24 protein-coding genes are annotated in these 25,857 nt (G+C 69.1%); 11 read left to right on the top strand and 13 right to left on the bottom strand.

The genetic code is table 11. From position 1 onward, the window contains the following. Window positions 1-40 precede the first annotated feature (40 nt). Both ACIPVN_RS10380 and ACIPVN_RS10375 read left to right on the top strand, forming a co-directional pair. A complete protein-coding gene (locus ACIPVN_RS10380; protein WP_400442631.1) occupies window positions 41-1,012 on the top strand; it encodes a hypothetical protein in 972 nt (323 codons plus the stop codon). Beyond that, window positions 1,009-2,136: a hypothetical protein gene (locus tag ACIPVN_RS10375; RefSeq protein WP_400442630.1), complete on the top strand. Its 1,128-nt coding sequence runs from the start codon at window positions 1,009-1,011 to the stop codon at window positions 2,134-2,136. The genes ACIPVN_RS10380 and ACIPVN_RS10375 overlap by 4 nt, the downstream gene beginning before the upstream one ends. A gap of 228 nt (window positions 2,137-2,364) precedes the next feature. Here ACIPVN_RS10375 and ACIPVN_RS10370 read toward each other — a convergent pair whose 3' ends face one another. Then, on the bottom strand, window positions 2,365-3,117 hold the full coding sequence (locus ACIPVN_RS10370; RefSeq protein WP_400442629.1) for an ABC transporter permease: 753 nt from the start codon (window positions 3,115-3,117) through the stop codon (window positions 2,365-2,367). Window position 3,118: 1 nt separating this feature from the next. Then, window positions 3,119-4,045, bottom strand: a complete 927-nt coding sequence (locus ACIPVN_RS10365) for an ABC transporter ATP-binding protein (protein WP_400442628.1) — start codon at window positions 4,043-4,045, stop codon at window positions 3,119-3,121. Between the two features lie 73 nt (window positions 4,046-4,118). On the opposite strand from ACIPVN_RS10365, the gene ACIPVN_RS10360 reads away from it, so the two are divergent. Further along, window positions 4,119-4,772, top strand: coding sequence for a TetR/AcrR family transcriptional regulator (locus ACIPVN_RS10360; protein WP_400442627.1), 654 nt, complete (start codon window positions 4,119-4,121; stop codon window positions 4,770-4,772). Then, window positions 4,769-5,398, top strand: a complete 630-nt coding sequence (locus ACIPVN_RS10355) for a Pr6Pr family membrane protein (RefSeq protein WP_400442626.1) — start codon at window positions 4,769-4,771, stop codon at window positions 5,396-5,398. The genes ACIPVN_RS10360 and ACIPVN_RS10355 overlap by 4 nt, the downstream gene beginning before the upstream one ends. 49 nt (window positions 5,399-5,447) lie before the next feature. Here ACIPVN_RS10355 and ACIPVN_RS10350 read toward each other — a convergent pair whose 3' ends face one another. The 3 genes from ACIPVN_RS10350 to ACIPVN_RS10340 form a co-directional block, all read right to left on the bottom strand. Beyond that, entirely contained in the window at window positions 5,448-5,837 is a 390-nt protein-coding gene (locus ACIPVN_RS10350; RefSeq protein ID WP_400442625.1) for a DUF779 domain-containing protein, read from the bottom strand. Continuing rightward, entirely contained in the window at window positions 5,837-7,387 is a 1,551-nt protein-coding gene (locus ACIPVN_RS10345; RefSeq protein ID WP_400442624.1) for an aldehyde dehydrogenase family protein, read from the bottom strand. The genes ACIPVN_RS10350 and ACIPVN_RS10345 overlap by 1 nt, the downstream gene beginning before the upstream one ends. 108 nt (window positions 7,388-7,495) lie before the next feature. Beyond that, entirely contained in the window at window positions 7,496-8,821 is a 1,326-nt protein-coding gene (locus ACIPVN_RS10340) for a GAF domain-containing protein (RefSeq protein ID WP_400442623.1), read from the bottom strand. Between the two features lie 195 nt (window positions 8,822-9,016). Between ACIPVN_RS10340 and ACIPVN_RS10335 the strand changes: the two genes are divergently transcribed. Beyond that, window positions 9,017-9,379, top strand: a complete 363-nt coding sequence (locus ACIPVN_RS10335; protein ID WP_400442622.1) for a PadR family transcriptional regulator — start codon at window positions 9,017-9,019, stop codon at window positions 9,377-9,379. Beyond that, entirely contained in the window at window positions 9,376-10,476 is a 1,101-nt protein-coding gene (locus ACIPVN_RS10330) for a hypothetical protein (protein WP_400442621.1), read from the top strand. The genes ACIPVN_RS10335 and ACIPVN_RS10330 overlap by 4 nt, the downstream gene beginning before the upstream one ends. A gap of 191 nt (window positions 10,477-10,667) precedes the next feature. On the opposite strand, the gene ACIPVN_RS10325 is transcribed toward ACIPVN_RS10330, so the two are convergent. Then, complete coding sequence (locus tag ACIPVN_RS10325) at window positions 10,668-12,095, bottom strand: CCA tRNA nucleotidyltransferase (RefSeq protein ID WP_400442620.1); 1,428 nt, start codon at window positions 12,093-12,095, stop codon at window positions 10,668-10,670. Between the two features lie 29 nt (window positions 12,096-12,124). On the opposite strand from ACIPVN_RS10325, the gene ACIPVN_RS10320 reads away from it, so the two are divergent. Next, window positions 12,125-12,316 carry a hypothetical protein gene (locus tag ACIPVN_RS10320; protein ID WP_400442619.1) on the top strand — a complete coding sequence of 64 codons (192 nt, stop codon included), beginning with the start codon at window positions 12,125-12,127 and terminating at the stop codon, window positions 12,314-12,316. Between the two features lies 1 nt (window position 12,317). On the opposite strand, the gene ACIPVN_RS10315 is transcribed toward ACIPVN_RS10320, so the two are convergent. Beyond that, the gene (locus ACIPVN_RS10315) at window positions 12,318-12,611 is read right to left on the bottom strand and encodes a hypothetical protein (RefSeq protein WP_400442618.1); all 294 of its coding nucleotides are present in this window, start codon (window positions 12,609-12,611) and stop codon (window positions 12,318-12,320) included. 73 nt (window positions 12,612-12,684) lie between these two features. Between ACIPVN_RS10315 and ACIPVN_RS10310 the strand changes: the two genes are divergently transcribed. Together ACIPVN_RS10310 and ACIPVN_RS10305 are read left to right on the top strand one after the other, a co-directional pair. Beyond that, window positions 12,685-14,478, top strand: coding sequence for an alkaline phosphatase family protein (locus ACIPVN_RS10310; RefSeq protein WP_400442617.1), 1,794 nt, complete (start codon window positions 12,685-12,687; stop codon window positions 14,476-14,478). 36 nt (window positions 14,479-14,514) lie between these two features. Further along, window positions 14,515-14,991 (top strand): ASCH domain-containing protein, encoded by a 477-nt coding sequence (locus ACIPVN_RS10305; protein ID WP_400442616.1) that lies wholly within the window; start codon window positions 14,515-14,517, stop codon window positions 14,989-14,991. 104 nt (window positions 14,992-15,095) lie between these two features. Here the strand turns inward: ACIPVN_RS10305 and ACIPVN_RS10300 are convergent, their stop codons facing one another. From ACIPVN_RS10300 to ACIPVN_RS10275, 6 genes are all read right to left on the bottom strand, one after another. Beyond that, window positions 15,096-17,105, bottom strand: a complete 2,010-nt coding sequence (locus ACIPVN_RS10300) for a collagen binding domain-containing protein (protein ID WP_400442615.1) — start codon at window positions 17,103-17,105, stop codon at window positions 15,096-15,098. Window positions 17,106-17,163: 58 nt separating this feature from the next. Then, the gene (locus ACIPVN_RS10295; protein ID WP_400442614.1) at window positions 17,164-17,814 is read right to left on the bottom strand and encodes a dihydrofolate reductase family protein; all 651 of its coding nucleotides are present in this window, start codon (window positions 17,812-17,814) and stop codon (window positions 17,164-17,166) included. Between the two features lie 230 nt (window positions 17,815-18,044). Continuing rightward, entirely contained in the window at window positions 18,045-19,103 is a 1,059-nt protein-coding gene (locus ACIPVN_RS10290) for an LLM class flavin-dependent oxidoreductase (RefSeq protein ID WP_400442613.1), read from the bottom strand. 29 nt (window positions 19,104-19,132) lie between these two features. Then, window positions 19,133-19,615, bottom strand: a complete 483-nt coding sequence (locus tag ACIPVN_RS10285) for a nuclear transport factor 2 family protein (RefSeq protein ID WP_400442612.1) — start codon at window positions 19,613-19,615, stop codon at window positions 19,133-19,135. Continuing rightward, on the bottom strand, window positions 19,599-20,111 hold the full coding sequence (locus ACIPVN_RS10280) for a DUF3592 domain-containing protein (protein WP_400442611.1): 513 nt from the start codon (window positions 20,109-20,111) through the stop codon (window positions 19,599-19,601). The genes ACIPVN_RS10285 and ACIPVN_RS10280 overlap by 17 nt, the downstream gene beginning before the upstream one ends. A gap of 366 nt (window positions 20,112-20,477) precedes the next feature. Continuing rightward, window positions 20,478-21,983 (bottom strand): methyltransferase, encoded by a 1,506-nt coding sequence (locus ACIPVN_RS10275; RefSeq protein WP_400442610.1) that lies wholly within the window; start codon window positions 21,981-21,983, stop codon window positions 20,478-20,480. 99 nt (window positions 21,984-22,082) lie between these two features. Here ACIPVN_RS10275 and ACIPVN_RS10270 point away from each other — a divergent pair, with 99 nt between their 5' ends. Then, window positions 22,083-24,242 (top strand): DUF6049 family protein, encoded by a 2,160-nt coding sequence (locus tag ACIPVN_RS10270; RefSeq protein WP_400442609.1) that lies wholly within the window; start codon window positions 22,083-22,085, stop codon window positions 24,240-24,242. Continuing rightward, the gene (murJ, locus tag ACIPVN_RS10265) at window positions 24,239-25,855 is read left to right on the top strand and encodes a murein biosynthesis integral membrane protein MurJ (RefSeq protein WP_400442608.1); all 1,617 of its coding nucleotides are present in this window, start codon (window positions 24,239-24,241) and stop codon (window positions 25,853-25,855) included. The genes ACIPVN_RS10270 and murJ overlap by 4 nt, the downstream gene beginning before the upstream one ends. The last annotated feature ends 2 nt before the right edge of the window (window positions 25,856-25,857 follow it).

Raw genomic sequence — 25,857 nt, 5'->3', positions numbered from 1 at the left:
TTATGGCGGGCGCGGGGCCCCTCCCCGGTACCGTGGTCGCATGGAGTGGATCGCGAACCCGACCGTCGGCGATTGGCTGCGGGAGCGGCTCGACCCCGATTTCCCGCCCATGCACGGTGTCGTTCCGCAGGGCTTTCCCGCCTACGCGCGCATCTTCCATCCGGGCTTCGTGCACGAGCTCCCGGGACGACGGATGCCGACGGCCGAGGAGCGCGTGCGGATGCCGGCGGACGAGGTGGAGCTCCTGTATCGCGAACTCGTCGAATCCACGACGACCTGGGGCGACGCGGCCGCGGTGTTCGGCACGACGATGCACCCGCTCGCGCAGTGGGCGGGCATCGTGGGTGCCCCCGGGGAGCGCGACTGGATCGAACGGGTCGCCCCCGACGGACGCGAGTTCTCGTCTCCCGCCATCGGCGAGCTCGATGGCGACAGCCTCGCCGCCCTCGTCTCGGTCCTCCTGCGCCACACCTCGACTCCCGATTCCGGTGTCGCGGGGCTCTGGGAGGGGCGGGGCGGTCTGCTGGGGTTCTTCGGCGATCTGCCCTCCCGCGGGTTCTACACCGTCGGCGACGACGATCCGAATCACCGCGCAATGCTCGCCCGCAGCCTGCGGGATCCGTTCAACAACGTATTCCGCAAACCGACCTGGCAGGAGGGGATCCTGTCGCGCGAGATCTCGGAGGGCCCGCGACTCGAACTCCCGAACCGCGCATACGTGCTGTTCGACGCGCCCCCGAGTGCGTTCGCCGACCCCGAGTGGGTCCTCGATGCCCCGTGGCGCGATCGGCCGGCGGAGGCGCACGGTGCGCCCGCATCGGCGCAGAGCCCGGGTCTCCTCTGGCCCGACGACCACGCGTGGGTGATGGTGAGCGAGGTCGACTACGACTCGACCATCGTCGCGGGATCGGCGGCTCTGGTCGCCGCCATCTGCGCAGAGCCGGGGCTGGAGGCGCTCGAGATACCGAGCGGCGCCGACCTCTCGTGGAACGCCGACGAGGTGAATCGATGAGTGCGCCGCAGCATCCGGCATCCGCCTTCGACGCCCGCGCACTGACCGGACCGGTCGACCCACGGGCGGTCGGAGCATTCACGGCCGACCTCAAGGCGCGCCGCGCTCCGGCGTCCGCCGGCACGATCGCCGGCACGGTGGTCGGCGTCATCGCGCTCGGATTCGCTGCTCTCGCGGGTGTTCTCGTACTCGGTGGGGTCGTCGCCAGCACCCTGCGCACGGGAGGGTCGACGGGCGCCTCGATCTTCGCCGTGCTCCTCGTGCTCGCCCTCGGCGCCGGCGTCGTCATCACGATCTTCGCGGTGCGCGCCAACCGCATCCGCCGCTATCGGATCGGCATGTTCGCCCGCGCGAACGGCATGAGCTACACCGAGCGGATCGCGAACCCGCCGCTGCCCGGGATGATTTTCAGCATCGGGTCCGGTCGACGGGCGACCGACCTGGTGCGCGGAACGCAGCCGCGGTTCGTCGAGTTCGGCAATTACCAGTACACGGTCAAGCACGGCAAGAGCTCGACCACGTACCGCTGGGGCTACGTCGCCGTGAAGCTCGACGTGCCGTTGCCGAACATCGTGCTCGATGCGCTCGGCAACAACGGCTTCGGGTCGAACCTGCCGGCGTCGTTCCAGCGTGCGCAGCGCCTGTCGCTCGAAGGCGACTTCGACCGGCACTTCACGCTGTACTGCCCCGAGGGTTACGAGCAGGACGCGCTGTACCTCTTCACCCCCGACATCATGGCGCGGTTCATCGACCATGCCGCCCAGCTCGACGTCGAGATCGTCGACGACTGGATGTTCCTCTACACGAGGCGCGAGGCGTCGACTCTCGACCCCGCGACGTGGGCCTGGCTGTTCGGGGTCGTGGGTGCGCTGATGACGAAGTTCGATCAGTGGGCGCGCTGGCGCGACGAGCGCCTGCACGCCCAGCATCGGCCGATGACGGATGCCGTCGCGCCGGGCGCCGCGGCGTCGGAATCCCTGCCGTTCGCGCCGCCGGCCGGCATGCTCACGCCCCCGCCGGGCGTCGCGCCGCAGGGCCGACGGCTGAAGCGCCGGGTCACCTGGATCCCGCTGCTCTTCGTACTCGCGATCGGCGCGTGGTACGTGTTCACGTCGATTCGCTGAGCATCGGCAGAGGCACCCGGGCATCGAGTGTGGGGGTGGATGCCGTTCTGGGGACCGACACCCACCCCATCCCCCCTCGGGATCAGAAGAAGTTCGACTCTCCCTCTGCAGACGGCTCAGCCGTCCAACGCCTTCGCCTGCTGGGGACAAGCGGTATATCGGCGGTAAGAAGAGGCTATGCCCGGTGACGTTGCACTTCGTTGCACAGTTATTCAGTCTTCACGCCACTCACACATCGCGTCGAGAGAACACCAGCGACGCGGCTGCTGCCGTCCATATCGTCGTGATTGTCAGCACGGCGAGTCCGCCCAGCGGAGAGAGCGACCCGGTCGATACGACCGTGTACGAGGCCTGCCCGGCGGTCGTCGGCCAGTACGTTCCCGCCACCTGCCCGACGACGCCCGGGATCCCCGGGGCGAGGGCCGGAATCAGGAGCGCCACCGTCACGATGATCGCCAGCGCTCCGGACGAGCTGCGCGTGATGACGCCGAACACGAGTCCGAGGACCGACCCGAGCACGAGATAGACGACAGCGCACGCCACGGCACGTAACACCTCGGGATCGGCGAGAGTCGCGACCGGCCACCCGGCTGCGGCCAAGGTCGCCTGACTCGCACCGAAAGCACCGACGACGGTCGCGGCCCCGGTGGGCACCGCGATCATCACCACCACCGCGAGCTTGGCGAGGAGGAGGGTTCGCCGCCGTGGCACGAGCGAGAGGGTGGAGAGGATCTGACCACTCGCGTACTCGTTCGTGATCGCCTGCGAGCCGAGCGCAGCGATCAGGAGCTGCCCGACGAGGATTCCCTTGAAGCCCGCTGCGGTCGGATCGAAGTCGTCCGGAACGACTGCTCCCTCACCGACGAGACCGGTGACGCCGACGAGACTCACGAGGATCGTGACGATGACGGTCGACACCGCCATGACCCACGTGCCGCGCACGCTGCGCATCTTGATCCATTCGGAAACGAGGATGTTCATATCAGGCGCCCTTCGGGTCCGTGGTCATGGCGAGGAAGGCATCCTCCAGGGAATCGCGTACGCGGGTGAGTTCGGACAGCTCGAATCCGTGGGCGGCAGCGACCCTGCCCACCTCGTCGGGCGTCGCAGCGGACACGGTCAATGCGTCGGCGGGAGCGCGCTCGTCGACGGCCGCCCTCATTCCCGCGCGCACGAGCACGTCGAGAAGGCCGTCTCGATCCGGGGCGCGGACATGGACGCGCTCGCTCGTCTCGGCGGCGATGAGTTCGGCGACACTCTGGTCCGCCAGCAATCGGCCTCGATGGATGACGATGAGGTGGTCTGCCGTCAGTTCCATCTCGCTCATCAGGTGGCTGGAGAACAAGACGGTGCGACCTTCGCGGGCGAGGCCCCGCATGAGCGACCTCGCCCACCGGATGCCCTCGGGGTCGAGCCCGTTGAGCGGTTCGTCGAAGATCAGGATGCCGGGGTCGCCGATGAGAGCCGTCGCCATTCCGAGACGCTGCCGCATGCCGAGGGAGAAGTCTCCGGCCGCACGGTCGGCGACGGAGTCGAGACCGACGAGCCCGAGCATCTCCGCCACGCGTCGCCGCGGCATGCCTCCGGCGCGGGCGACGGCGTGGAGATGATCGGCCGCCGTCCGGCGCGGATGAACGGCACGCGCGTCCAGCATCGCGCCGACGACGCGCATCGGATGACGCAGTTCCGCGAGCCGGCGGCCGTCGACGGTCGCCGCGCCGCTGGTGGGCGTGTCGAGGCCGAGGAACATCCGCAGAGTGGTCGACTTCCCCGCCCCGTTCGGACCGAGGAAACCGGTGACCATACCCGGCGCGACCTGAAACGACAGTCCATCGACCGCGACCGCATGGCGGTAGCGCTTGACCAGGGAATGAGCCTGGAGAGACCCGTGCGAGGGAGAGGAGTGCATAACTTCACACTACACCGTGCAGTGTAGATCTGCACTCGTCGGTGTAGTGTGACCGAGGAGACAGGAGCGACCGATGAACGACAGTGCACCGAAGCCGGTGCGACGGGGCCAGGAGCACAAGCGTGCCGACATCCTCGCGGCGGCGCGCGACCTCTTCGTCGAGTCGGGAGTCGACCGCGTCAGCATGGATGCGGTCGCCGCACGCGCGGGAGTCTCGAAGCGAACCGTGTACGACTACTACGGCGACAAGCGGCGTCTTCTGCTCGCCGTGATCGAAGACGCCGGCCAGGCGGCGCTGCATCGAGTACGGGAACTCGTCGACCGTCACCTACCCGACGACATCGACGACGCCGTCGCATTCGAACGGGCCCTGCAGACCTTCGCCGTCGAGCTCGGCGTATCGCAGTTCGAGTCGTCGAACTACATCGCCGCCGTACGACTGATCGCCGAGAACGAGTCTCTTCTTCCCGAGCTCGAGGATCATCCACTCGACGACGCGCACGCCGAGGCCCTCGCCGAGCGCTTCGCGTCGCTCGCCGAGCGCGGTCTCCTCGACGTCGACAGCGCCCGCCTCGCCGCCGATCACTTCTCGGCGCTCACGACGCTGCGCGTACTGAACGAGCCGATTCGTCGAAGGTCGGATGCCGCCCACGTTCGCGCGATGATGATCGACGGGACGCGGATGTTTCTCCGGGCCTACGCGAAGCCGCGCGCCGTCTCGCGATGAAGTCGTCGGCACGGATCACGCTGGGCATTGCCCGCATCGCGGTCGGCGTGGCCGTGATCAGCGTGCTGATCCACACCTATCTGCTGGGCGTCGACGCCGGGCGCACGAGCCTGATCGACTACTTCGGCTACTTCACGAACCTCACGAGCCTGATGACGAGCCTCCTCCTCGTCATCGTCGGCACGCTCGCCCTGCGTCGCCGCGCGCATCCGGTCTGGCTCGCATATGCGCGGGGCGTCGCCGTCACCTGCATGCTGCTCGTGGCCGTGATCTACAACCTGATCGTGCCGGGCACGGGTTCGGCACCGGCGTGGGTGAGCGTGGTGCTGCACGCCGTCTTCCCGCTGATCGTCTCGCTCGACTGGCTGCTGATCCGTGATCGCCCGGCGCTCGCCTGGCGCCACCTCTGGGTCGTCACGGCGTATCCGCTCGTGTGGATCGTCGTCGTGCTCATCCGCGGTGCGACCGACGGCTGGGTGCCCTACGGATTCCTCCTGCCGTCGCACGGCCCCGCCGTGCTCGCGGCGCACGTGCTCGGACTCCTCGCCGCCCTGCTCGCGCTCGGCGCCCTGGTCTGGCTCGCCAGCCGCCTGCCTAGCGCCCGATCCGTGCAACAAGGTCGCTGAGCCGAAGCCGGGTCCCTGAGCCTGTCGAAGGGCCCCAGCCCGCAAACGTTCAGTCCAACCCGAAGTACTCCAGCTCCGCCTCATCCAGCATCCGCGACCGGATCAGGAACCGCATGCCCGTCGGCCCCTCGACCGAGAACCCGGCACCGCGGCCCGGCACGACGTCGATCGTGAGGTGCGTGTACTTCCAGTACTCGAACTGCGACTGGGACATGTAGACCTCGACGCCCGCGTCCAGCCCGACGTCGAGACTCCCGAGCAGCACGTCACCGGGCCCGGTGAGGAACATCCCCACCGGGTAGCACATGGGCGATGAACCGTCGCAGCATCCTCCCGACTGGTGGAACATCAGCGGGCCGTGCTGCGCCGTCAGGTCGCGGATGAGGGATGCCGCAGCATCCGTCACCGCGACCCGCTGGTAGGTGTCGATGCCGACCATCAGAAGAAGCCCATCGGGCCCTCCGCGTACGAGACGAGGAGGTTCTTCGTCTGCTGGTAGTGGTCGAGCATCATCTTGTGGTTCTCGCGCCCGACGCCCGACTGCTTGTATCCGCCGAACGCGGCGTGCGCCGGGTACTGGTGGTACGTGTTGGTCCACACGCGGCCGGCCTCGATCGCCCGGCCCGCGCGGTAGGCGGTGTCGCCGCTGCGGCTCCACACACCGGCGCCGAGGCCGTAGAGCGTGTCGTTGGCGATCGAGATGGCGTCGTCGTAGGAGTCGAAGGAGGTGACCGAGAGCACCGGGCCGAAGATCTCCTCCTGGAAGATGCGCATGTCGTTCGTGCCTTCGAACACGGTCGGCGCCACGTAGTAGCCCTCGCTGAGGTCGCCGCCGAGGTCGACCCGCTCGCCACCCGTGAGCAGACGCGCACCGCCCTGCTTGCCGATGTCGATGTAGCTCAGGATCTTCTCCAACTGATCGTTGGATGCCTGGGCGCCGATCATCGTCGCCGGATCGAGCGGGTTGCCCTGCACGACCTTCGCGACCCTCTCGAGCCCATCGGCGAGGAAGCCGTCGTAGATGGACCGCTGGATGAGCGCGCGCGACGGGCACGTGCAGACCTCGCCCTGGTTGAGTGCGAACATCGTGAAGCCCTCGAGCGCCTTGTCGTAGAACGGGTCGTCGGTCGAGCGCGCGACGTCTTCGAAGAACACGTTCGGGCTCTTGCCTCCGAGTTCGAGCGTCACCGGGATGAGGTTCTGCGAGGCGTACTGCATGATGAGCCGGCCGGTGGTCGTCTCGCCCGTGAAGGCGACCTTGCGGATGCGCTTGTGCTGCGCGAGCGGGGCTCCCGCCTCGATGCCGAATCCGTTCACGATGTTCACGACTCCGGCCGGCAGCAGGTCGCCGATGATCTCGAACAGGAACAGGAGGGATGCCGGGGTCTGCTCGGCCGGCTTGATGACGACGCAGTTGCCCGCGGCGAGCGCCGGGGCCAGCTTCCACACGGCCATCAGGATCGGGAAGTTCCACGGGATGATCTGCCCGACCACGCCCAGCGGCTCGTGGAAGTGGTATGCGACCGTGTTCTCGTCGAGCTGGCTGATGCCGCCCTCCTGCGCCCGCAGCACACCCGCGAAGTAGCGGAAGTGGTCGACAGCGAGCGGGATGTCGGCGGCGAGGGTCTCACGCACCGGCTTGCCGTTCTCCCACGTCTCGGCGACCGCGATGCGCTCGAGGTTCTGCTCGATGCGGTCGGCGATCCTGTTCAGGATGACCGAGCGCTCGGCGGGACTCGTCTTGCCCCAGGCGGCGAACGCCTTCCACGCGACATCGACCGCGCGGTCGATGTCTTCGCCGGTGCCGCGGGCGACCTCGGTGAACGGCTTGCCGTTGACGGGGCTCACGTTCTCGAAGTACTGGCCCTTCGCGGGTTCGACGAACTCTCCGCCGATGTAGTGGCCGTAGCGGGGACGGTAGTCGGCCAGGGATCCCGGCTGACCCGGCGCGGCGTAGGCAGTGGACACGTCTTCTTCGACGATGGTCATCGTGACTCCTCGGGCTGGGCCGCGCCTCGGTGCGCGGCTGTCCTCCGACGGTAGGTCGCGCGACGTTGCACCCGAGTGCGCAACGTTGCGTCCGGTTGCGGATGCGGGTCAGGCCTGCGAACGCTCGAGGCGCTCGATCCGGGCGACCAGTCCGGGCCGCTTAGGCGAGCGCGCCGGCAGCATCTCGAGCGCGAGGCGCAGCGCCTCGGCATCCGACTGCCCCTCGGGGATCTCGGCGTACGAGAGCAGCACGTCGAGGCTCGCCTCCGAGAGCATCGCCTCCCGCAGCGCCGCCCGCACCGTCTCACGGAACTCCTCGACGCCGGGCGAGGTCGACTCGGGCAGCACCGGCCCCCGATAGGCGGTGAGCGCGACGCGGTGCGCTCCGCGGTCGAGCAGCGACATCACGTCCTGCGCGTCGGTGTCGAGGGTCACGGGCAGGCGATACGGTCTCGACTCGGGCACCAGTTCCGGCATCCGCTGTTCGAGCACCTTGCGCAGCCGCACCATCTCGGGCCGCAGCGTGTCGGGCGAGACGTCGGCGCCGTAGACGAGCTCGGTGAGGCGCTCGGCCGACAGACCCTGCCGGTGGGTCGCGAGCATCAGCAGGATGGCCGCGTGCCGGGCGCTGAGCTCGATGACCGATTCCTCATGCTCGGATGCCGTCTCGAGCCGCGCCCTGTCGCGGCCGAGCACGTGCAGGGTCGCGCGCGCCGCGGCGCGGGTACGAGTCGGCGCGAAGTGGTGCGCGCGCGGCGAGGTCTCGGCGCGGGCGCGCAGGCGCGCGATCAGGAGCTCGGACTCGACGGCGCGGGCGGTCGCATCGACGAGCAGTCGCGCCTGCGGGGTCACGACCTCCGGCCCGCCCGTGATGTCGATCACGCCGAGCACGCGCTGCGTCTCGGGGTCGCGCACCGGTGCCGCGGTGCACGACCACGGGTGCACGAGGCGGTTGTAGTGCTCGGCACCGCGGATCTGCACCGATTGTCCGAGGGCGAGCGCGGTGCCCGGGGCGGTCGTGCCGACGGCATCCTCCGCCCAGTTCGCGCCGGCGACGAAACCCATGTCGTCGGTGAGGCTCTGCAGCTGGCGGTCGCCCTCGATCCACAGCAGTCGCCCGGCCTGGTCGCCGATCGCGATCACCACTCCCGCGTCCTCCGGGGTGCCCGGCAGCAGCAGACCGCGGATCGTGTCCATGACGGCGGCGAGCGGATGGGCGCGCCGATACTCCTCGAGCTCGTCGCGGCCGAGCTCGAGCGCGGGCGGGCTCTCGGGGCCGACGCGTCCGCGCCACGACCGTTCCCACGACGCCCGCACGAGCGGCCGCACCTGCTGCAGGCGCTGGTCGTCGAGGTTGCCGGCGAGCAGCTCTTCGTGCGCACGCTCGATGATCAGGCGAGAGGCCTCAGGTGAAGACTGCCACTGCGACGGCACAGGGACTCCGTTCCTCGGGGGTGGAGCGTGCTCCCAGTGTAGGAGGCCCGCCCGGCCGTGGGAACCCTCCCACGGCCGGGCGGGTCGCGCCGATCCACGGGTCTCGGCGAATCGGGCGGGCGTCACCCACCTATGCGCGCCTTGCACACTACTGTGCAGTGCGTGGTAGCGTGCAGTGCAACAAAGGAGGTCCGGATGGACACCACTCAACTTCTCAAGGGCGTGCTGGACGTCGCCGTGCTCGCCGTCCTGCGCTCGGAGGACGGGTACGGCTACGACATCGTCCGCAGGCTCCGCGACGCCGGGCTCGGCGACGTGGGCGACGCCTCCGTCTACGGCACGTTACGGCGGCTGTATGCCGCGGGGAGCCTGTCGAGCTACGTCGTCCCGTCGGACGGGGGCCCGCACCGCAAGTACTACGCGATCAACCCCCAGGGACGCTCGGCGCTGCACGCGCAGTCCGTCACGTGGCTCGAGTTCGCCGGGGCGATGTCGAGCCTTCTCACCGAGCACACCGACGGTACCGCGGATGTAATTTCGAACGGAGACAACTCATGAACGACATCGACGTCTCGATCGACGAGCGGATCCGTGCGTTCGCCGCGGCGGTCCGCACGCACCTCGACGACCTGCCCGAAGAAGAGCTCGATGAGATCATGAGCGGTCTCGCCGCCGATCTCGCCGACCAGGCTGCCGACAACGGCGGAGTCCTCGAGGTGAGCGATCCCGCGGTGTACGCCGACGAACTGCGGTCGGCAGCGGGTCTCCCTCCGCGCGACGCCGACCGGCCGGTCCCGCCTCTGAGCGAACGGATCCGCGACGGGCGGGCCCGCGCAGCCGAGAGCATCCGTCGCAGCCCGTTCGGCGCGTGGCTCCTCGATCTCGCGCTGGCGCTGCGTCCGGTGTGGTGGGTGCTCCGAGGCTACGGCATGTACGTGACGATCCTCTTCCTCATCGTCGGCGGCTACGGCCGCGATCACTGGATGGTGCCCGCCTCGATCGCCGAATGGGGCGCGCTCGGCGTTCTCGTCATCGTGAGCGTGCAGTGGGGCCGGGGCCAGTGGCTCCCTCGGAACCCACTCCGGCACATGCGCACCGCGGCCAGCGTCCTCGCCGTGATCGCTCTGCTCGGCGCGATTCCGGCCGCGAGCACTCCCCGTGTCCAGTACACCGACGACGACGTTCAGCCGAGCGGCCTGTTGCTCGACGGCGTGCAGATCAACAACATCTTCGCCTACGACGCCGAAGGCAACCTCATCGATCGCGTGCAGTTGTTCACCAGCAAGGGCACGCCGATCAACCTCTACGGCCAGGAGGGCGGGCAGTACGTGTACGACGAGAACGGCGAGATCGTCGAAACCGAGAACGGCGGACAGCAGCAGTACGGCATCCAGGACGACGGGACTCGAGCGACGATCCCGTCGGACGACTACCGGGGACGGCCGGTCTGGAACATCTACCCGCTCGACGAGACCGACATCGACCCGACGACCGGGATCCCGGGCACGGCGACGGTCAAGCGACCCCAGCCCCCCTTCCAGAAAGCGCCCGACTTCACCGCGATGCCGACCCCGACCCCGACCCCGACCCCGAACCCGAACCCGGGGAGCGAAGCGCCGACCGAGCCGCAGCCGACCGAGACTCCGGCTCCGTGATCATGCCCGAGCGCATCATCTCGATCGACATCACCCATCTCGTGCGGGCCGCGCTGGAGCATCCGTCTGTTCCGGACGCCGCAGACGACCCGGAGGACTGAAGGACGCCTCATCACCGTCGTCGAGACCCATCCCGCGATACGTCACGAGCGGTGGGTCTCGACGACGGCGACGGGTGGCCACCGATCGGATCAGCCCCGCGCCGCCCACCAGGCGCGCAGACGCTCCTCGGCGATCTCCGGACCGAGCACTCCCTCGTCGAGGCGCAGGTCGAGCAAGAACTTGTAGGCCTCGCCGACCTCGCGACCGGGACGGATGCCGAGCACCTCCTGGATGCGATTGCCGTCGAGTTCCGGACGCATCGCGTCGAGCTGCTCCTGCTCGGCGAGCGCCGCGATGCGCGACTCGATGTCGTCGTACGCCGACGACAGCCGCCCCGCCTTGCGCTTGTTGCGCGTGGTCACATCCGCACGGGTGAGGATGTGCAGACGTTCGAGCAGGGGGCCGGCGTCGCGCACGTAGCGGCGCACCGCGGCATCCGTCCACGCTCCCTCGGCGTAACCGAAGAACCTCAGGTGCAGCTCGATGAGGGTGGCGACGGCATCCGTCGTGGCGGTGTCGAACCGCAGGGCCTGCAGGCGCTTGCGCGCCATCCGGGCGCCGACGATGTCGTGGTGGTGGAACGTCACCGCTCCGCCGTCTTCGAGCTTGCGGGTACGGGGCTTGCCGATGTCGTGCAGCAGGGCCGCGATGCGCAGCGCCACATCGGGCTCGGCGCCCGGATGCCGGGAGTGCTCCAGCGCGATCGCCTGGCGCAGCACGGTCAGGGAGTGCTCGTAGACGTCCTTGTGATGGTGATGCTCGTCGACCTCGAGCTTGAGAGCGCTCACCTCGGGCAGGAATTCGTCGATCAGTCCGGTCTCGACGAGCGCTCGGATGCCCCGCACCGGGTCGTCGGTCTGCATGAGGCGCACGAGCTCGGACTGGATGCGCTCGGGGCTGACGATCTCGAGCGTCGCCCGCAGCCGGGTGATCGCGTCGGCGGTGTCATCGTCGATGCGGAATCCGAGCTGCGCGCTGAACCGGGCGGCCCGCAGCATGCGCAGCGGGTCGTCACCGAACGAGACCGAGGGGTCGGTCGGCGTGCGGAGCACTCCCGCGACGAGGTCTTCGACTCCGCCGGTCGGGTCGACGAGCTTCACCGAGGGCACCTGCAACGCCATCGCGTTGACCGTGAAGTCGCGGCGCACCAGGTCGGCGTCGATCGTGTCGCCGAACTCGACGGTGGGCTTGCGCGTCACCCCGTCGTAGCTGTCGGCGCGGTAGGTCGTGATCTCGACCTGCTCCTTCTGCACCCGGGCGCCGATCGTTCCGAACGCGCGGCCGATGTCCCACTGCGCGGTCGAGATCGGAGTGACGATGCGCAGGATGTCGTCGGGCTGCGCATCGGTCGTGAAGTCGAGGTCGTGGGTCGGACGCCCGAGCAGCGCATCGCGCACGGGACCGCCGACGACGGCCAGGTCGAACCCGGCATCCGCGAACGCCGTGGCGAGGGTACGCACCACCGGGTGCGCGGCGAGCGCGCCGAGACGTTCGAGGCCTTCGGCCATGTTGAGCATGGGTTCCAGCGTAGTCGGGCGGTCTGGTCGTGCCCCGAGCGACCACTCCCGCACAACTTCGGAGATCCGAGTCGACACGCCGCCTCGGCATCCGTCTGCCCGGCGTGTCGGGCGGAATCCCCGAAGTCGTGCTCGTCGAGTGCGCGCGTCCGTCCGAAAGAAGAAGAACGGATGCCGGCGGCCAGACGGATGCCGGCGGCCAGACGGACGCGCCGTCCTGACTCAGAACAGCGGGTTCTCGCCCCGAGCCCGGTCGATCGCCTGCATCCGACCCCGGATGAGGCGCAGCAGCATCATGCTCAGCAGGCCCCCACCGATCACGGCCACCGCGACGAGCAACCAGATACCGACCTCGGGGTCGATGAGTTCGAACCCGTAGATGAGCACCGCACCGAGCAGCAGCACCGGCCCTTCGATGAGCGCGAAGGTGACGAAGAGGCGGGTCTGGCGCGCGAGGTAGTCCTTCTCGACGGCTTTCACCCGGGCATGGACCGAGGAGTCTCCCGCGTGGCTCATGCCTCCACGGTACCGATGCGAGGGCGTGCGTTCCAGCATGCCGCCGAGACCCTCCCCGCCATAGGATCGGCGCATGGCCGACGACAGCACCCCTCCCCCGGCATCCGATCCGGCATCCGACCCGGTTCGCGACGACCGCGCCCCCTCGCGGCGCGGGTTCCTCAAGATGGGCGGCGCCGCCTTCGCGGGCGCCGTGATCGGCGGGGCGGGAGGCGCGGCGATCGGCGCGACGGTCGCCGCCGGCAACTCCCGCAACGGCTTCGCGTCCGAGCCCGACCCCTTCGCCGCCCTCACCCCCCGCAGCGAGCCGGGGTTCGACCACCTCGTGGTCGTCATGGGCGAGAACCGCTCCTTCGACAACCTGCTCGGCTACCTCTATTCGCAGGCGACGCTGCCCGCCGGCGAAACGTTCGAGGGGCTGGCGTTCGGTACGCACAGCAACACGGCATCCGATGGCACCGTCGTCGATGCGCACGTCTACACCGGCGACACCGACCGCATCATGAGCCTGCCCGACCCCGACCCCGGCGAGGAGTACCCGCACGTCAACACGCAGATCTTCGGCACGGTCGACCCGAAGGGCAACGCCGATCTGTTCGTCGACGAGATGACCGCTCCGTTCAACGCCCCGACGCACGGCGAGAAGGCCACGATGTCGGGGTTCCTCGAGGACTACATCATCAACTTCCGACGCCTGCGCAAGGGTGCGGAGCCGAAGCCCGAAGAGGCGGCGCACATCATGGGCTCGTTCTCGCCCGAGATGCTGCCGGTGCTCTCGACCCTCGCGAGCGAGTTCGCGGTCTTCGACCACTGGTACGCCGGCGTGCCCTCGCAGACCTTCTGCAACCGCTCCTTCTTCCACGCGTCGACCTCACACGGCTTCGTCACCAATCAGGCCGGCGGCGGCTACAAGAAGTGGCTCGACGCGCCCGCCGCACCGACCGTCTTCAACCGACTCGAAGAGAAGAAGGTGAGCTGGAAGATCTACATCGACAAGCTGCAGCTCGTCTCCTTCACCGGGATGCTGCATGCCGCGGTGCTCGAGGAGTACTGGCGCACCGATCACTTCGGCACCATGGAGGACTTCTACGCCGACACGAAGAACGGCACCCTCCCGGCCTACGCGTTCATCGAGCCGCGCATGGTCTACGACCACAACGACTTCCACCCGCCGTTCGGCTCTGCACGCGAGAGCACCGTCGACGGAGAGCCGGTCTACGACAGCGCGATCTCGGACGTGCGAGCCGGCGACCGACTCATCCACGACATCTACGAGGCCGTGCGCACGAGCGCCTCACCGAAGGGATCGAACGCGGTCAACACCCTGCTGCTCATCACCTTCGACGAGCACGGCGGATGCTACGACCACGTGCCGCCGCCCGCCGCGACCAAGCCGACCGCCGATACCGGTGCGGGCGAGATGGGGTTCACCTTCGACCGCCTCGGATGCCGCGTTCCCGCCATCGCCGTGTCGGCGTACACGAAGCGCGGCACGATCGTGCACGACGAGATGCACCACGGCACCGTCACCGCCACGCTCTCGCGACTCCACGGGTTGAAGCCCCTCAACGATCGCGACGCCTCGGCGAACACGCTCTTCGAGGCCATCAACCTGGATCAGCCGCGGCATCCGTCGGACTGGCCCGTCACCACTCCCGCCTACACGCCGCCGAACCCCGAGGAGCTCGAGCCGAAACCCGGAGATCCCTCGGGCATGAAGCCCCTCACGCCGCCCGCGCGCGGGCTGCTCGGACTGCTGCTGTCGCGCTACGGAAAGCCCGGCGAGCCCGACCCCGAGACCTTCGCCGATGCCTATCGCCTGCTGCACGAGCATGGCGAGGAGCTGTTCGGGCCGCCGACCTCGTGAGCCGTGCGACTGCCGGCGGATGCCTAGGCTGAGATCATGATCACCGCCGACCCGACCGCCCTCGCCTCGTTCTGGGACGGAGTGCGGTCGGAGCATCCGGATCTGCCGCCCGAGGTGCCGCTCGCCTGGGCCTTCGGCGCGACCCCTGCGCACGCGGATGACCTGCTGGCCCTGGTGCTCGACCGCATCAAGACGGGCACCGCCTCGTCGGTCTGGGACTACGAGGCCGCGGGCGACCCGCTACCCGTCGAGGGCGAGCTGAGCGTCATCCTGGACGGCACCGGGGCACCGCGCGCGGTGATCGAGACGACGAGCATCCGCGTCGTCCCGTTCGACCGGGTCGAGGCCGCGCACGCCCACGCCGAGGGTGAGGGCGACCGCACGCTCGAGTACTGGCGTGCGGCGCACGAGCGGTACTGGCGCGCGCACTCCGAGAATCCGCGGGGTTTCGCGCCGGATATGCCGGTCGTGTGCGAGCTGTTCCGGCTGGTGCACCCGGTCGGGCGTTCATAACTCAGGACAATCGGGACCAGACGCCGCGATTCGAGGCCCTTTCGGTCGAATCGAGGCGGATGTCCTGAGTTAGTGACGGGGCTGCGTGCAGCCCGACGGACGCCTCACCCCTCGTCGCGCCCGCGCGCCCGACGACGCGACACGATGAGCAGCGTCGCCCCGAGCAGCAGCACGACCGCTCCGCCCGCCGCCCACGCGAAGGTTTCCGGCCCGAGGCCCGTGCCGGGGAGCGACCCCGTGCCCGCGCTTCCACCACCCGTGCCCGGTGCAGGCGCGGGCGTCGGGGGATCCGGTGTCGGGGTCGGCGTGGGTTCGACAGCCACCGCGGCGAGCACGAAGTCCTGCATCGTGAAGGGCCCGCCGCCCTCCGGCCGGAAACCGAACGAGCGCCGACCGAAGTCCACTGACTGCGTACCTTCGGGAGGGATGACGATCAGCAGGTACTCACCGGGCGCGAGTCCGGCGAGGCCGAAGGTGCCATCCTCGGCCGACACCAGTTGCCGCGTTCCACCCGGTCCCTCGAGGGTGAGTCCGACGCCCGCGAGAGGAGTGCCGGATGCGTCTCGCACGGTTCCCGAGAAGCTGCCGAGCACGGCCAGCTCGAAGTTCACGTCGGTCAAGGACTCGGTGCCGAGGTCGACGGCCGCGTAGATCGGTCCGAGCGGCCCGTACCCGTTCGGAGGCGTGACGGTGACGGTGTACTCGCCCGGGGGAACGCGGGGAATGGTGTAGACGCCGAGCGGACGGGTCGTGGTGGTCGCCACCACTGTTCCACCGGCATCCGAGACGGTGATGACAGCCCCCATGACGCCGGTGCTCGTGGACGGTGAGGTGACCACGCCACTCAGATCGGCATTCGTCTGCAGCACGAAGTCCTCTTCCGGCGGGATCACGATCGGCTCCTCTGAGTCGTCCGGCACCGAGATCGAGCGCGTGTCATCGGTGGTCGAGAACCCGGGCGTGGGAGTCACCCGCACGACGTGGTCACCGACGGGCACGGTGTCGAAGAGGTACCGTCCGTCCGACTCGGTGATCGCTGCGAGATCGGTGCCGTCGATGGTCACTCTGACGCCGTCGACACCGTCGCCGTTCTCATCGACCACCCGTCCGGAGACGGCGACCGGGATGATGGCGCGCACGACGAAGTCGATGTCGACGGCATCCGTCTCGCTCAGATCGACGGGTCGGGAAGCGCCTCCGTCGGCGATCATGCCGTCCGGTGCGCTCGCCCGTACGGTGTATCCGTCGCTGCCCAGGATGCCGGGGAAGGCATAGGTGCCGTCCGCTGCCGTCGTCGCTCCCGCGATCACCCGTCCGTACTCGTCGGTGAGAGAGAGCGACACACCCGCCTGCGGCACACCTCCGTCATCGACGACGGTCCCGCTGACGTCGCGCGCAAGCGACGCGAACCAGGTCTGATACACCGGCAGGCCCGAGCGGCGGGTGAAGACGAAGCTCAGCGTCGTGATCGGGGCGGAGGGTTCGAACCAGGCGGCCGCGCCCGAGGTGTCAACCGCTGCGGCGTTTCCGGTGAGCGTCAGCGTCGCGGGATCCCAGGCCGGCACGTCCGTGGCCGACCCCGTGCACGACGGCTTGCCGACCACGCCGGGAGCGCAGTAGTTGAATCCGCCGCGGAAGCCGAGCTGATCGGCGGTCAGCGCCTGCCCGTCGGGGCCGATGGCCTGGATGCGCACGGAATCGGCGTCGATGTCGCCGAGCACGAACGTCCAGCCGGCGGTCGGCGTCGGGTTCTGGAAGGCGTAGGTCGTGGTCGAGGCCCCGGTCGGGGTGTCGGCCTGCGGCCGCAGGTTCACATACGGCTGATCGCGACTGGATCCGTACTTCGCCCCGACGGGGGTGCCCTCGGACAGCCACGTCGATGCGCCGGGGATCACGCCGACCTGACCGGAGCGCGAGGTGCTGGTGACCGCGGCGATCATGGTCGCGTCAGGGGTGAGGCGCACCGAGGTCGCATAGGCGCCGGCCGACCCCGTCAACGGCTGCCAGACCGCCCACTGCGTGGTGGTCGCGGCCGATGCAGGGCTCGCGACCACCGCGACGGCGGCCACCAGGGCGAGGACTCCGACGAGGATGCTGCTCCGCTTCGCGCGCATGGCGCCAGGCTACATCGGTATATCGGCGAGCCGAAGAGAATTCTTCGCCGACCGACGCTCAGTCCGCCCGCGAGAACGTGACGTGCACGACGCCCGACTCGGCCGTCTCCGAGACGACGGAGTACCCGGATTCGAGGCCGCGCAGGTCGTCCCACAGGCGGATACCGCTGCCGATGAGGATCGGCGTGATGCCGACGTGCAGCTCGTCCACCAGCTCCGCGCGCAGGTATTCGCGCACGGTCGTCGCCCCTCCGCCGACGCGGACGTCTGCGCCATCGGCCGCCGCGATCGCCCGCCGCAGCGCCTCTTCGGGCGTCGCGTCGATGAAGTCGAACGACGTGCCGTTCGCGAACTCGATACGCTCGCGCGGGGTGTGCGTCAGCACGAACACGGGCGCGTGGAACGGCGGCTCGTCGCCCCACCAACCGCGCCAGTCGGGGTCGTCGGGGTTCGCGTGCAGCCCGAACATTCCGGCACCCATGATCTCGGCGCCGATGTTCTCGAAGTAACGCGCGGCGTATATCTCGTCGACACCCGTCGTGCCCGCTCTGCTCGTGTCGTGGAACACCCGTTCGCGGAACGTGCGGGTCGCGGCGTACGCAGCCGTGAGACGACCCCAGTCCTCGCCGAACGGGTTCTCCGGGGTCTGGTCGGTGGTCGTGGCGAAGCCGTCGAGAGAGATGTTGAGGTCGACGCGAACGCGGGTCATGGGTCTCCGATGTCAGAGGAGCGGATGCCGCGGCATCCGTCACGGCGAACCCACTGTCGACCATCCCGAGCGCCGTGTCAACGGCCGTCGGCGCGTCGAAACCCCCCACGCGCGTCGAGACCCACCGTCCCCGACGTGCGGGACGATGGGTCTCGACGACAACGATGGGTCTCGACGACAACGGTGGGTCTCGACGAGCAGATCAGACGGATGCTCCGCCCCGGCCGACCTCAGGCGACGGGGTCGCCCTGCACCGGCCCTTCGGTGTTCGGCTTCCAGCCGAGCGCCGGGGCGACGTGCGTCGCGAACGACTCGAGCACGTGCAGGTTGTATGCCGGGCCGAGCTGGTTCGGGATCGTGAGCAGCAGGGTGTCGGCGGCCATGACGGCCGAGTCGCTCTTCAGCTGCTCGATGAGCACGTCGGGCTCGGCGGCGTAGGTCTTGCCGAACGTCGAGCGGTAGCCGTCGATGATGCCGATCTGGTCACCGCTGTCCTCGCTGCGCAGACCGAAGTACGCGCGGTCCATGTCGGTGATCAGCGGGAAGACGCTGCGGCTCACCGACACACGCGGCGAACCCGTGTGACCGGCTTCCTTGTATGCAGAACGGAACAGCGCGATCTGCTCGCTCTGCAGTTCGTGGAACGGCACACCCGTGGCCTCGGTGAGCAGCGTCGAGCTCATCATGTTGAGGCCCTTGCGCCCGGTCTCCTCGGCGGTGGCGCGCGATCCCGACCCCCACCAGATGTGGTCGCGCAGCATCGGCGACTGCGGCTCGATCTGCAGGTAGCGTCCGGCGCCGACCATCCGCGGGTCGCCGGGGGCGATGCCTTCACCGTCGATCGCACGCAGGAAGAGGTCGAACTTCTCGCGGGCCATCACGCCGCCGCGCTCGGGATCCTCCTCGTCATGGAAGCCGAACGTCTCGTAGCCGCGCAGAGCCGTCTCGGGTGACCCACGGCTCACGCCGAGCGCGATGCGGCCGTCGGCGATCAGGTCGAGCGCGGCCGCCTCCTCGGCGAACTGGAACGGGTTCTCGTACCGCATGTCGATCACGCCGGTGCCGACCTCGATGCGCTTCGTGCGCGCGGCCATCGCCGAAAGCAACGGCATGGGCGAGGCGGCCTGCCGTGCCCAGTGGTGCACGCGCACGTACGCGCCGTTCACCCCGATCTCATCGGCGCCCTCGGCGATCTCGATGGTCTGCTTCAGCATGTCGCCGGCCGTACGGGTCGCCGAACCCTGGACGTCGGTGTAGTGGCCGAAAGAGAGGAATCCGAAAGCCTTCATGGTGTATTCGAACGCATGGATGCCCCGGACTATTCCGCGGCGGCATCCATGCTGCGATCACGAATCGGTGCAGCGGCCGCTTCGTCGCACCCCGTCGCCGCCAGCCGCGCCAGCGCTCCCTCGAGCACGTGCAGATCCTCAAGGGTTTCGATCGACGTGACTCTTCCCCAACGAAGCGACATGAACTGGAACATCGTGTTCTCATACTTCTCGCCGCCGGGAAGCTCCCCCGCGACGTGTGCCCGGAGCGCGACGCGCGTGCCCCACGGCCAGCCTCTGGCAATGATTTCTTCGATGTCGAATCGGGCGCCCGGCAACAACCGCATGACGCGCTCCCACCACCGACTCATGCCTTCGACGATTCGTCGCGTTCCTCCAAGCGCGTGGTCGCCATGGAAGCGGTACACGAACTTGGGAGACAGGCTCTCGATCATCGGGCCGGGGTCGCCGTCATTGATCGCAGCGAATGCGGTGTCTCGAGATCGATGCCCCGGACTATTCCGCCGCGGCATCCGCCCTCTTCCGCGCTCGCAGTTCGCTGATCGCCGGAATCACCGCTACGCCGTTGAATATGCAGCCGAAGAGCATGACGCCGAAGGCCGTGCTGAACTGCGCGTTGCGAGATCCCGGATCGCTCACGGATGAGTGCACAGGATTCTGAGGGTCGTAGTAGACGATCGTCTCGCTATCGTCAGTGACGCCACGACAACCTAGGTAGTGCTCGTCCAGTTTGATGAACTCGCGACCATCGACCTCGTAACGGTAGTCCAGGTTGCAATTTGCACTGTTCCGCCCCGTCGCCTGCACTTCGGAGATCCATCCCTCCGTCGTCGCAGACATCGTGTGGCCTTCATGTAACTCGACGGCCAGAATGATCGGCGCGGCGAGGATGAGGAGAGACCCGAAGACGACCATTCCGATCATGGCCCGCCGTTCGAACGGAGTGACGCTCTCGAAGCGGCGGTGCCTCTTGACTGCGGGTCGCTTGCGCGCACGTTTCGCGGTCATTCATGTTCCCCCAGTCAAGACGTGCCTCGCGCATAGTGGCGCTGAAAACTCTGGCCCACGTCGTCGAACAAGGCAACTGGCCTGATCACAACGCCCAGGCGACCGTCCGCACATAGAGCGCACTGCTCAGGATGCCCATATATAGCTTGTGCCCACGCCCACCCGTTCAACTGCACGATCAAGACGCCGAGTGCAGGGAGAAACCACCGAATCGCTCCGACATCTGTCGCATCTCTCTGGAGTTCGCCGCACCACGCACCGCGGCATCCGCTCTCCCCGTCGAAACACCACACGCGCCGTGAGACATCGCGTCTCACGGCAGAAGTGGTGTCTCAGCCACGCCACCCCCGACGCAGAGCCCCCGCCCTATTCCGCCGCGAGGAACCCGTCGATCAGCAGCGCCCGGATGCGCGGCTCCAGGTCGGCCCACAGGTCTGCGAGCGGCACGTCGAAGAGATCGGCGAGTGCCGCGGCGATCTGCCCGACCGTCAGCTCGCCGTCGCAGGCGCCCACGAATGCGGCGAGCGCCGGGTCGACGTTCACGGTGCGCCCGAAGCCTCCGCCCTGACGCAGTTCGATCACGCTGGGGTCGTCGTTGCCGGGCAGCAGGTGCCGGGCCTCGGTGACATCGGATGCCGTGACGAGGGTCGCGGGAATCCCGCTGCCGAGCAGGTCGTGCGCCACGAGTCCGCGGCCCAGCGCCTCGCCCACACCCGACACCGGCTGGCCGATGTGTTCGCTGCGACGCAGCGCCGGCGCATCACCGCGACGGATGAGTACGTACCCGAAGCCGATCGCCGTCACCCCGCGTGCGGCGAAGTCGTCGAGCCACGCGGTGAGCAGCGGCGTGAACTCCGCGTCGCGCGGAGTGGTGCCTCCGTCGCGGATCCACAGTTCGGCGTAGGCGAGGGGCGAGAGCTCCTCGCGCTCGACGACCCAGAGGTCGAGGTCGCCCGGCACCCAGGCATCCAACCGCGCCAGGCCCTTCACCCCGTCGCGCGACTCCCAGTTGCCGAGCAGCTGCGCCGTGCCGCCCGCGGTGAGGTAGGCGGGGGCGGTGCGCACGAACTGTTCGACGAGCGCGTCTCCGATGAGTCCGCCGTCGCGGTATTCGTACTCGGGCACCCCCTCGGTGCGCGGCGTGATGACGAAGGGGGGATTCGAGACGATGAGGTCGAACGCCTCGCCCGCGACGGGCTCGAACATGCTGCCCAGACGGAACTCGATGTTGCCGATGCCGTTCAGGCGCGCGTTGAGCTCGGCGTAGGCCAGCGCGCGAGAAGAGATGTCGGTCGCGACGACCCGCCCGGCGCGACGGGAGACGAGCAGCGCCTGGATGCCGCATCCGGTGCCGAGGTCGAGGGCGCGCTCGACCTCGATCGGCACGACGATCTCGGCGAGGGTGCGAGAGGCGCCGCCGACTCCGAGCACGTGGTCGGCGGGCAGCGCCGTGCCGAGCGCGACCTCATCGAGGTCGCTCGCGATCCACCACTCCCCGACGCCGTCCGCGTCGACGAACGACTGCGGGCGCAGGAGGGCTGTGGGCGTGACGACGGTGTCGGATGCCGTGGCGAGGCCGAGGGCCGTCAGCCCGTCGACACCGAGTCGCGGAAGTGCCTCTTCGACGGAGCGTCGCGGCTGCGGCATCCCGAGCACGAAGAAGCGGCCCAGAGTCGCGAGAGTTCCGTCATCACCCTCAATGGCGCGCAGGATGGGTTCGCGCATGCCGCGGGCGAGGGCGTCGTCGGCCTCTTCGCCCCACAGGCGGCGCAGCGGTGCGGAGCGCAGGTCGGCGGCGTCGAGGTCGGCGGCGAGCGAGGCGCATCCGAGCGGGTCGGGAACGGGCGTTGCAGAGGCGGACACGGCCGTCACTCTACGCGTCTTCAGGGTTCTCCTCCGTCGCGCCTTCTAGAATCACAAGGTCAGTACTCACGATTCCGCCCTCTTCCCGGGCGTACGAGGAAGACCTTCATGACCGCGAGCACCCCCGACAGACGCCTCCGTGCGCGTCTTCGGCGACTCACGAGCGCGGCCGCCGCATTCGCCCTCGCGGCCGGTCTCGGGGCGGTCGCGTCTCCGGCGATCGCCGCCGACGGCGACGACGAGACGACGGACTCCGGGATCGTCGAGCTCTCCGTCGCGATCGGCTCCCACGGCCGAATCACCCCCGGGGCGTCGGCCACGGCATCCCTCTCTCTGCAGAACGACACCGACGGGCGCCTGTCGCCCGGCACCGTCACGGTCGAGATCAACCGCACTCCCCTCTCCGACGGCACGGCCGTCTCTACCTGGCTCGACGAGACCTCGGCGCCCGGAGAGTTCGAGACGCTGGGATCGAAGGCGACCGATGCCGTCGACGCCGGCGGCTCGGACCGCGTCTCGGTCGACCTCCCGCCGGAGTCCCTCGCCGAGCTCGCACCCGGTGTCTATCCGATCCGGGCGGGGCTGAGCGGAGCGAGCACCGGCACGGCCGGCGGCGATGACTTCGTGTCGCGCGACGTCTCGGCCGACAGCGTGCTCGTCGTGACCGCAGATGCCGTACAGGTGGGCGTGATCGTGCCCATCACCGCCACTCCCGCCGACGGCGTACTGCTCACGGCCGACGAGCTCGCCGAGCTCACGGCAGCCGACGGGCACCTCACGGCTGCTCTCGACGGCGTCTCGGGCACGGCGGCCGTGATCGCCATCGATCCTGCGATCATCGCGGCGATCCGGGTGCTCGGCACCTCGGCACCGGCGAACGCGACCGATTGGCTCGAGCGCTTCGACGATCTCCCCAACGAGCGCTTCGCCCTGCAGTTCGGCGACGCCGATGCCACGGTGCAGGCGCAGGCGCAGCTGCCGGAGCTGCTGCAGCCCACCACGCTCCTGCCCTTCATCAGCCCCCTCAACTTCCCGAGCACCCCGGCGACGGCCACGCCGAATCCCGGCACCTCCACGCCCTCTCCGACGCCCGTTGCGACCGACGCTCCCGTACTTCCCGACGATGAGACGCTCACGACCATCGACGACGCCATCGACGGAATCGTCTGGCCGCTCTCCGGCGCCCGCTCCGAAGACCTCGCGACCTTCACCTCCTACTTCGGCGGGGAGGTCACGACGATCGTCTCGTCGTCCGCGACGGATGCCGTCGACACCGCGCACGCGACGGCCGACGGGCATGACCTGCTCGTCGTCGACGAGGCGATCTCCGCGGCGATCTCCGGAGCCGCCGGCGAATCGGCCTCGGGTGCCCGGCAGCGCTGGCTCGCTGCGGCGAGCGCGCAGCTCTACTTCGCCGGGCAAGCGGCGCCGCAGGGCCCGCTCCTGGTCGGGCTCGACCGCGACGAGACCCGAGATGCCGCAGCGCTCCGCGAGGCGATCGCCGCGGTCGACTCCCCGGGGTTCGATCTGTCGTCGGTGCGCTCGGCACCCGCTGCCCCCGTCGCCCTTTCCGGCACCGTCGATGACCTCCGCGTCAGCGCCCTCCAGAACATGCTGGGCGACGAGGGGACGCTCGCCACCTTCGCGACCATCCTCGACGACCCGCAGGTGCTGCTCAGCCGCGAGCGCATCCGCGTGCTGCGCGAGATCGCGGTCGGCGTGCCCGAGACCAAGTTCAGCACCAACGTCGCCGTGCACCGTGCGGCGACGAACGACACGCTCCACGCCGTCAGCATCCCCCCGTCGAGCACGATCCAGCTGCTCAGCGCCAATGCCGACCTCCCGTTCAGCGTGCGCAACGACCTGCCGTGGCCGGTCAATCTGCGCCTGACGGTCGCGCCCACCGACCCGCGCCTCGACGTGCAGCGCAGCAACGAGGTCGTCGTGCAGGCGAACTCGAGCGCCCGCGTGAAGGTGCCCGTGTCGGCACGCGTCGGCAGTGGCGAGCTCGATCTCCGGCTGAACGTCTACAGCCCCACCGGAGTGCTCATCGACGGCCCGCAGACGGTGAGGGTTGCCGTGCGCGCCGAATGGGAGACGATCGGTCTCATCATCTTCGGCGGGCTCGCCGTGCTGCTGATCGTCGGCGGTGTGATCCGCACGGTGCTCCGTCGACGTCGGGAGTCGGCGATCGACGGCGACGCGGATGCCGCGGCCGGGACCGACACCGATGCCGATGCCGATGCAGGAGAGAAAGAAACCACGTGAGCAGTCTCGGGCGCGCGAGCGCGATCATCGGCGCCGGCACCCTCGTCTCCCGCATCACGGGGCTCCTGCGCAGCATCGTGCTCGTCGGGGTGCTGGGATCGGTCGCTTCCGAGGCGGCGGATGCCTTCACCTACGCGAACCAGTTACCGAACAGCGTCTTCTCGCTGATCTCGGTCGGCATCCTCACGGCAGTGATCGTTCCGCAGATCGTGAAGGCGACAGCGGATGCCGACGGCGGCAACGCCTTCATCTCGAAGCTGTTCACCCTGGGCACCGTCGTGCTCGTGGTCGTCACGGCGATCGCCACCGCCGCTGCCCCCTGGCTCGTGCACCTCGTGGCCGGCAAGGCGAGCGATGATGCGCTGGCCCTGGCCACCGCGCTCGCCTACTGGTGCCTCCCGCAGATCCTGCTCTACGGCCTCTACGCGATGCTCGGGGAGGCACTGAACGCGCGCAAGATCTTCGGGCCCTTCACCTGGGCACCCGTCGTCAACAACCTCGTCTCGATCACCGGCTTCCTCGCGCTCGGCGCCCTCTTCGGCCCGGTCTCCACCCGGGCCGCCGACTGGACGCCCGAGATGATCACCGTGCTCGGCGGCACCGCCACGCTCGGCATCGCCCTGCAGGCCCTCGTCCTGCTGGTGTTCTGGCGACGCACTGGCCTCGCACTCAAGCCCGACTTCCGGTGGCGCGGTGTCGGCCTCGGCAACGTCGGTCGTCTCGCCGGGTGGACGTTCCTCATGGCCTTCGCGAGCCTCGCGGCCGGCATGTATCAGGGCTATCTCGTGAGCGAGGTATCGGGCCTCGGGGCTTCGGCCACCGTGACCGCCAACGCGTGGCTCATCTTCATGCTCCCCTACTCGGTGATCGTGCTCTCGATCGGCACCCCCTACTTCACGCAGATCAGCGCCCACGCTGCAGCCGGACGCGACGACGAGGTGCGCGCAGACATCGCGCAGAGCATCCGCACCCTGCTGTTCTTCATCGTCGCCGCGACCGCCGCCGTCGCCGCGGCCGCGATCCCCGCTTCCCGTGTCTTCACCGACAACGCCGACGACGCCCAGGCCGCCGCCCTCGTGCTGATCGCCTACCTGTTCGGCCTCATCCCGCTCACGATCCTGTTCATCGTTCAGCGCACGTTCTACGCCTACGACGACACCCGCACGCCGTTCTGGTTCACGATCTTCCAGTGCGTGCTGATCGTCGGCACCGCGCTCGGCGCGCTCGGCCTGCGTGAGGCTGGCGTCATCCCGCTCACCTCGCTCGCGGCCGCCGTCGCGCTCGGCCAATCGATCGCGAGCATCGTGCAGACGATCGTCGCCACCTGGCTGCTGCATCGCAAGATCGGCGGCCTGCAGATCCGCTCCTGGATGGCGGCGATCGGTCGCTTCTCCCTCGCCGGCATCCCCGCGGGTTTCGCCGGGTGGGGCGCCTTCGTGCTGCTGGGCGGCGTCGACGGGTGGACGATGGCCGACAAGTTCCAGGGCGCCCTCGGCACCGCGATCGTCGGGCTCGTCGTCGTGGTCGTCTACCTCGGCATCCTCGCCCTGCTCCGCGCCCCCGAGCTGAAGGCCGCCGGCGCGCTCGCCCGACGCTTCCTGCCCGGTCGCTGAGC

It is taken from the genome of Microbacterium sp. NPDC090003 (assembly GCF_044748385.1).
GTDB lineage: Bacteria > Actinomycetota > Actinomycetes > Actinomycetales > Microbacteriaceae > Microbacterium.
The sequence above is the reverse complement of the archived record's forward strand: the minus strand, read 5'-3'. Positions and strand labels throughout refer to the sequence as shown.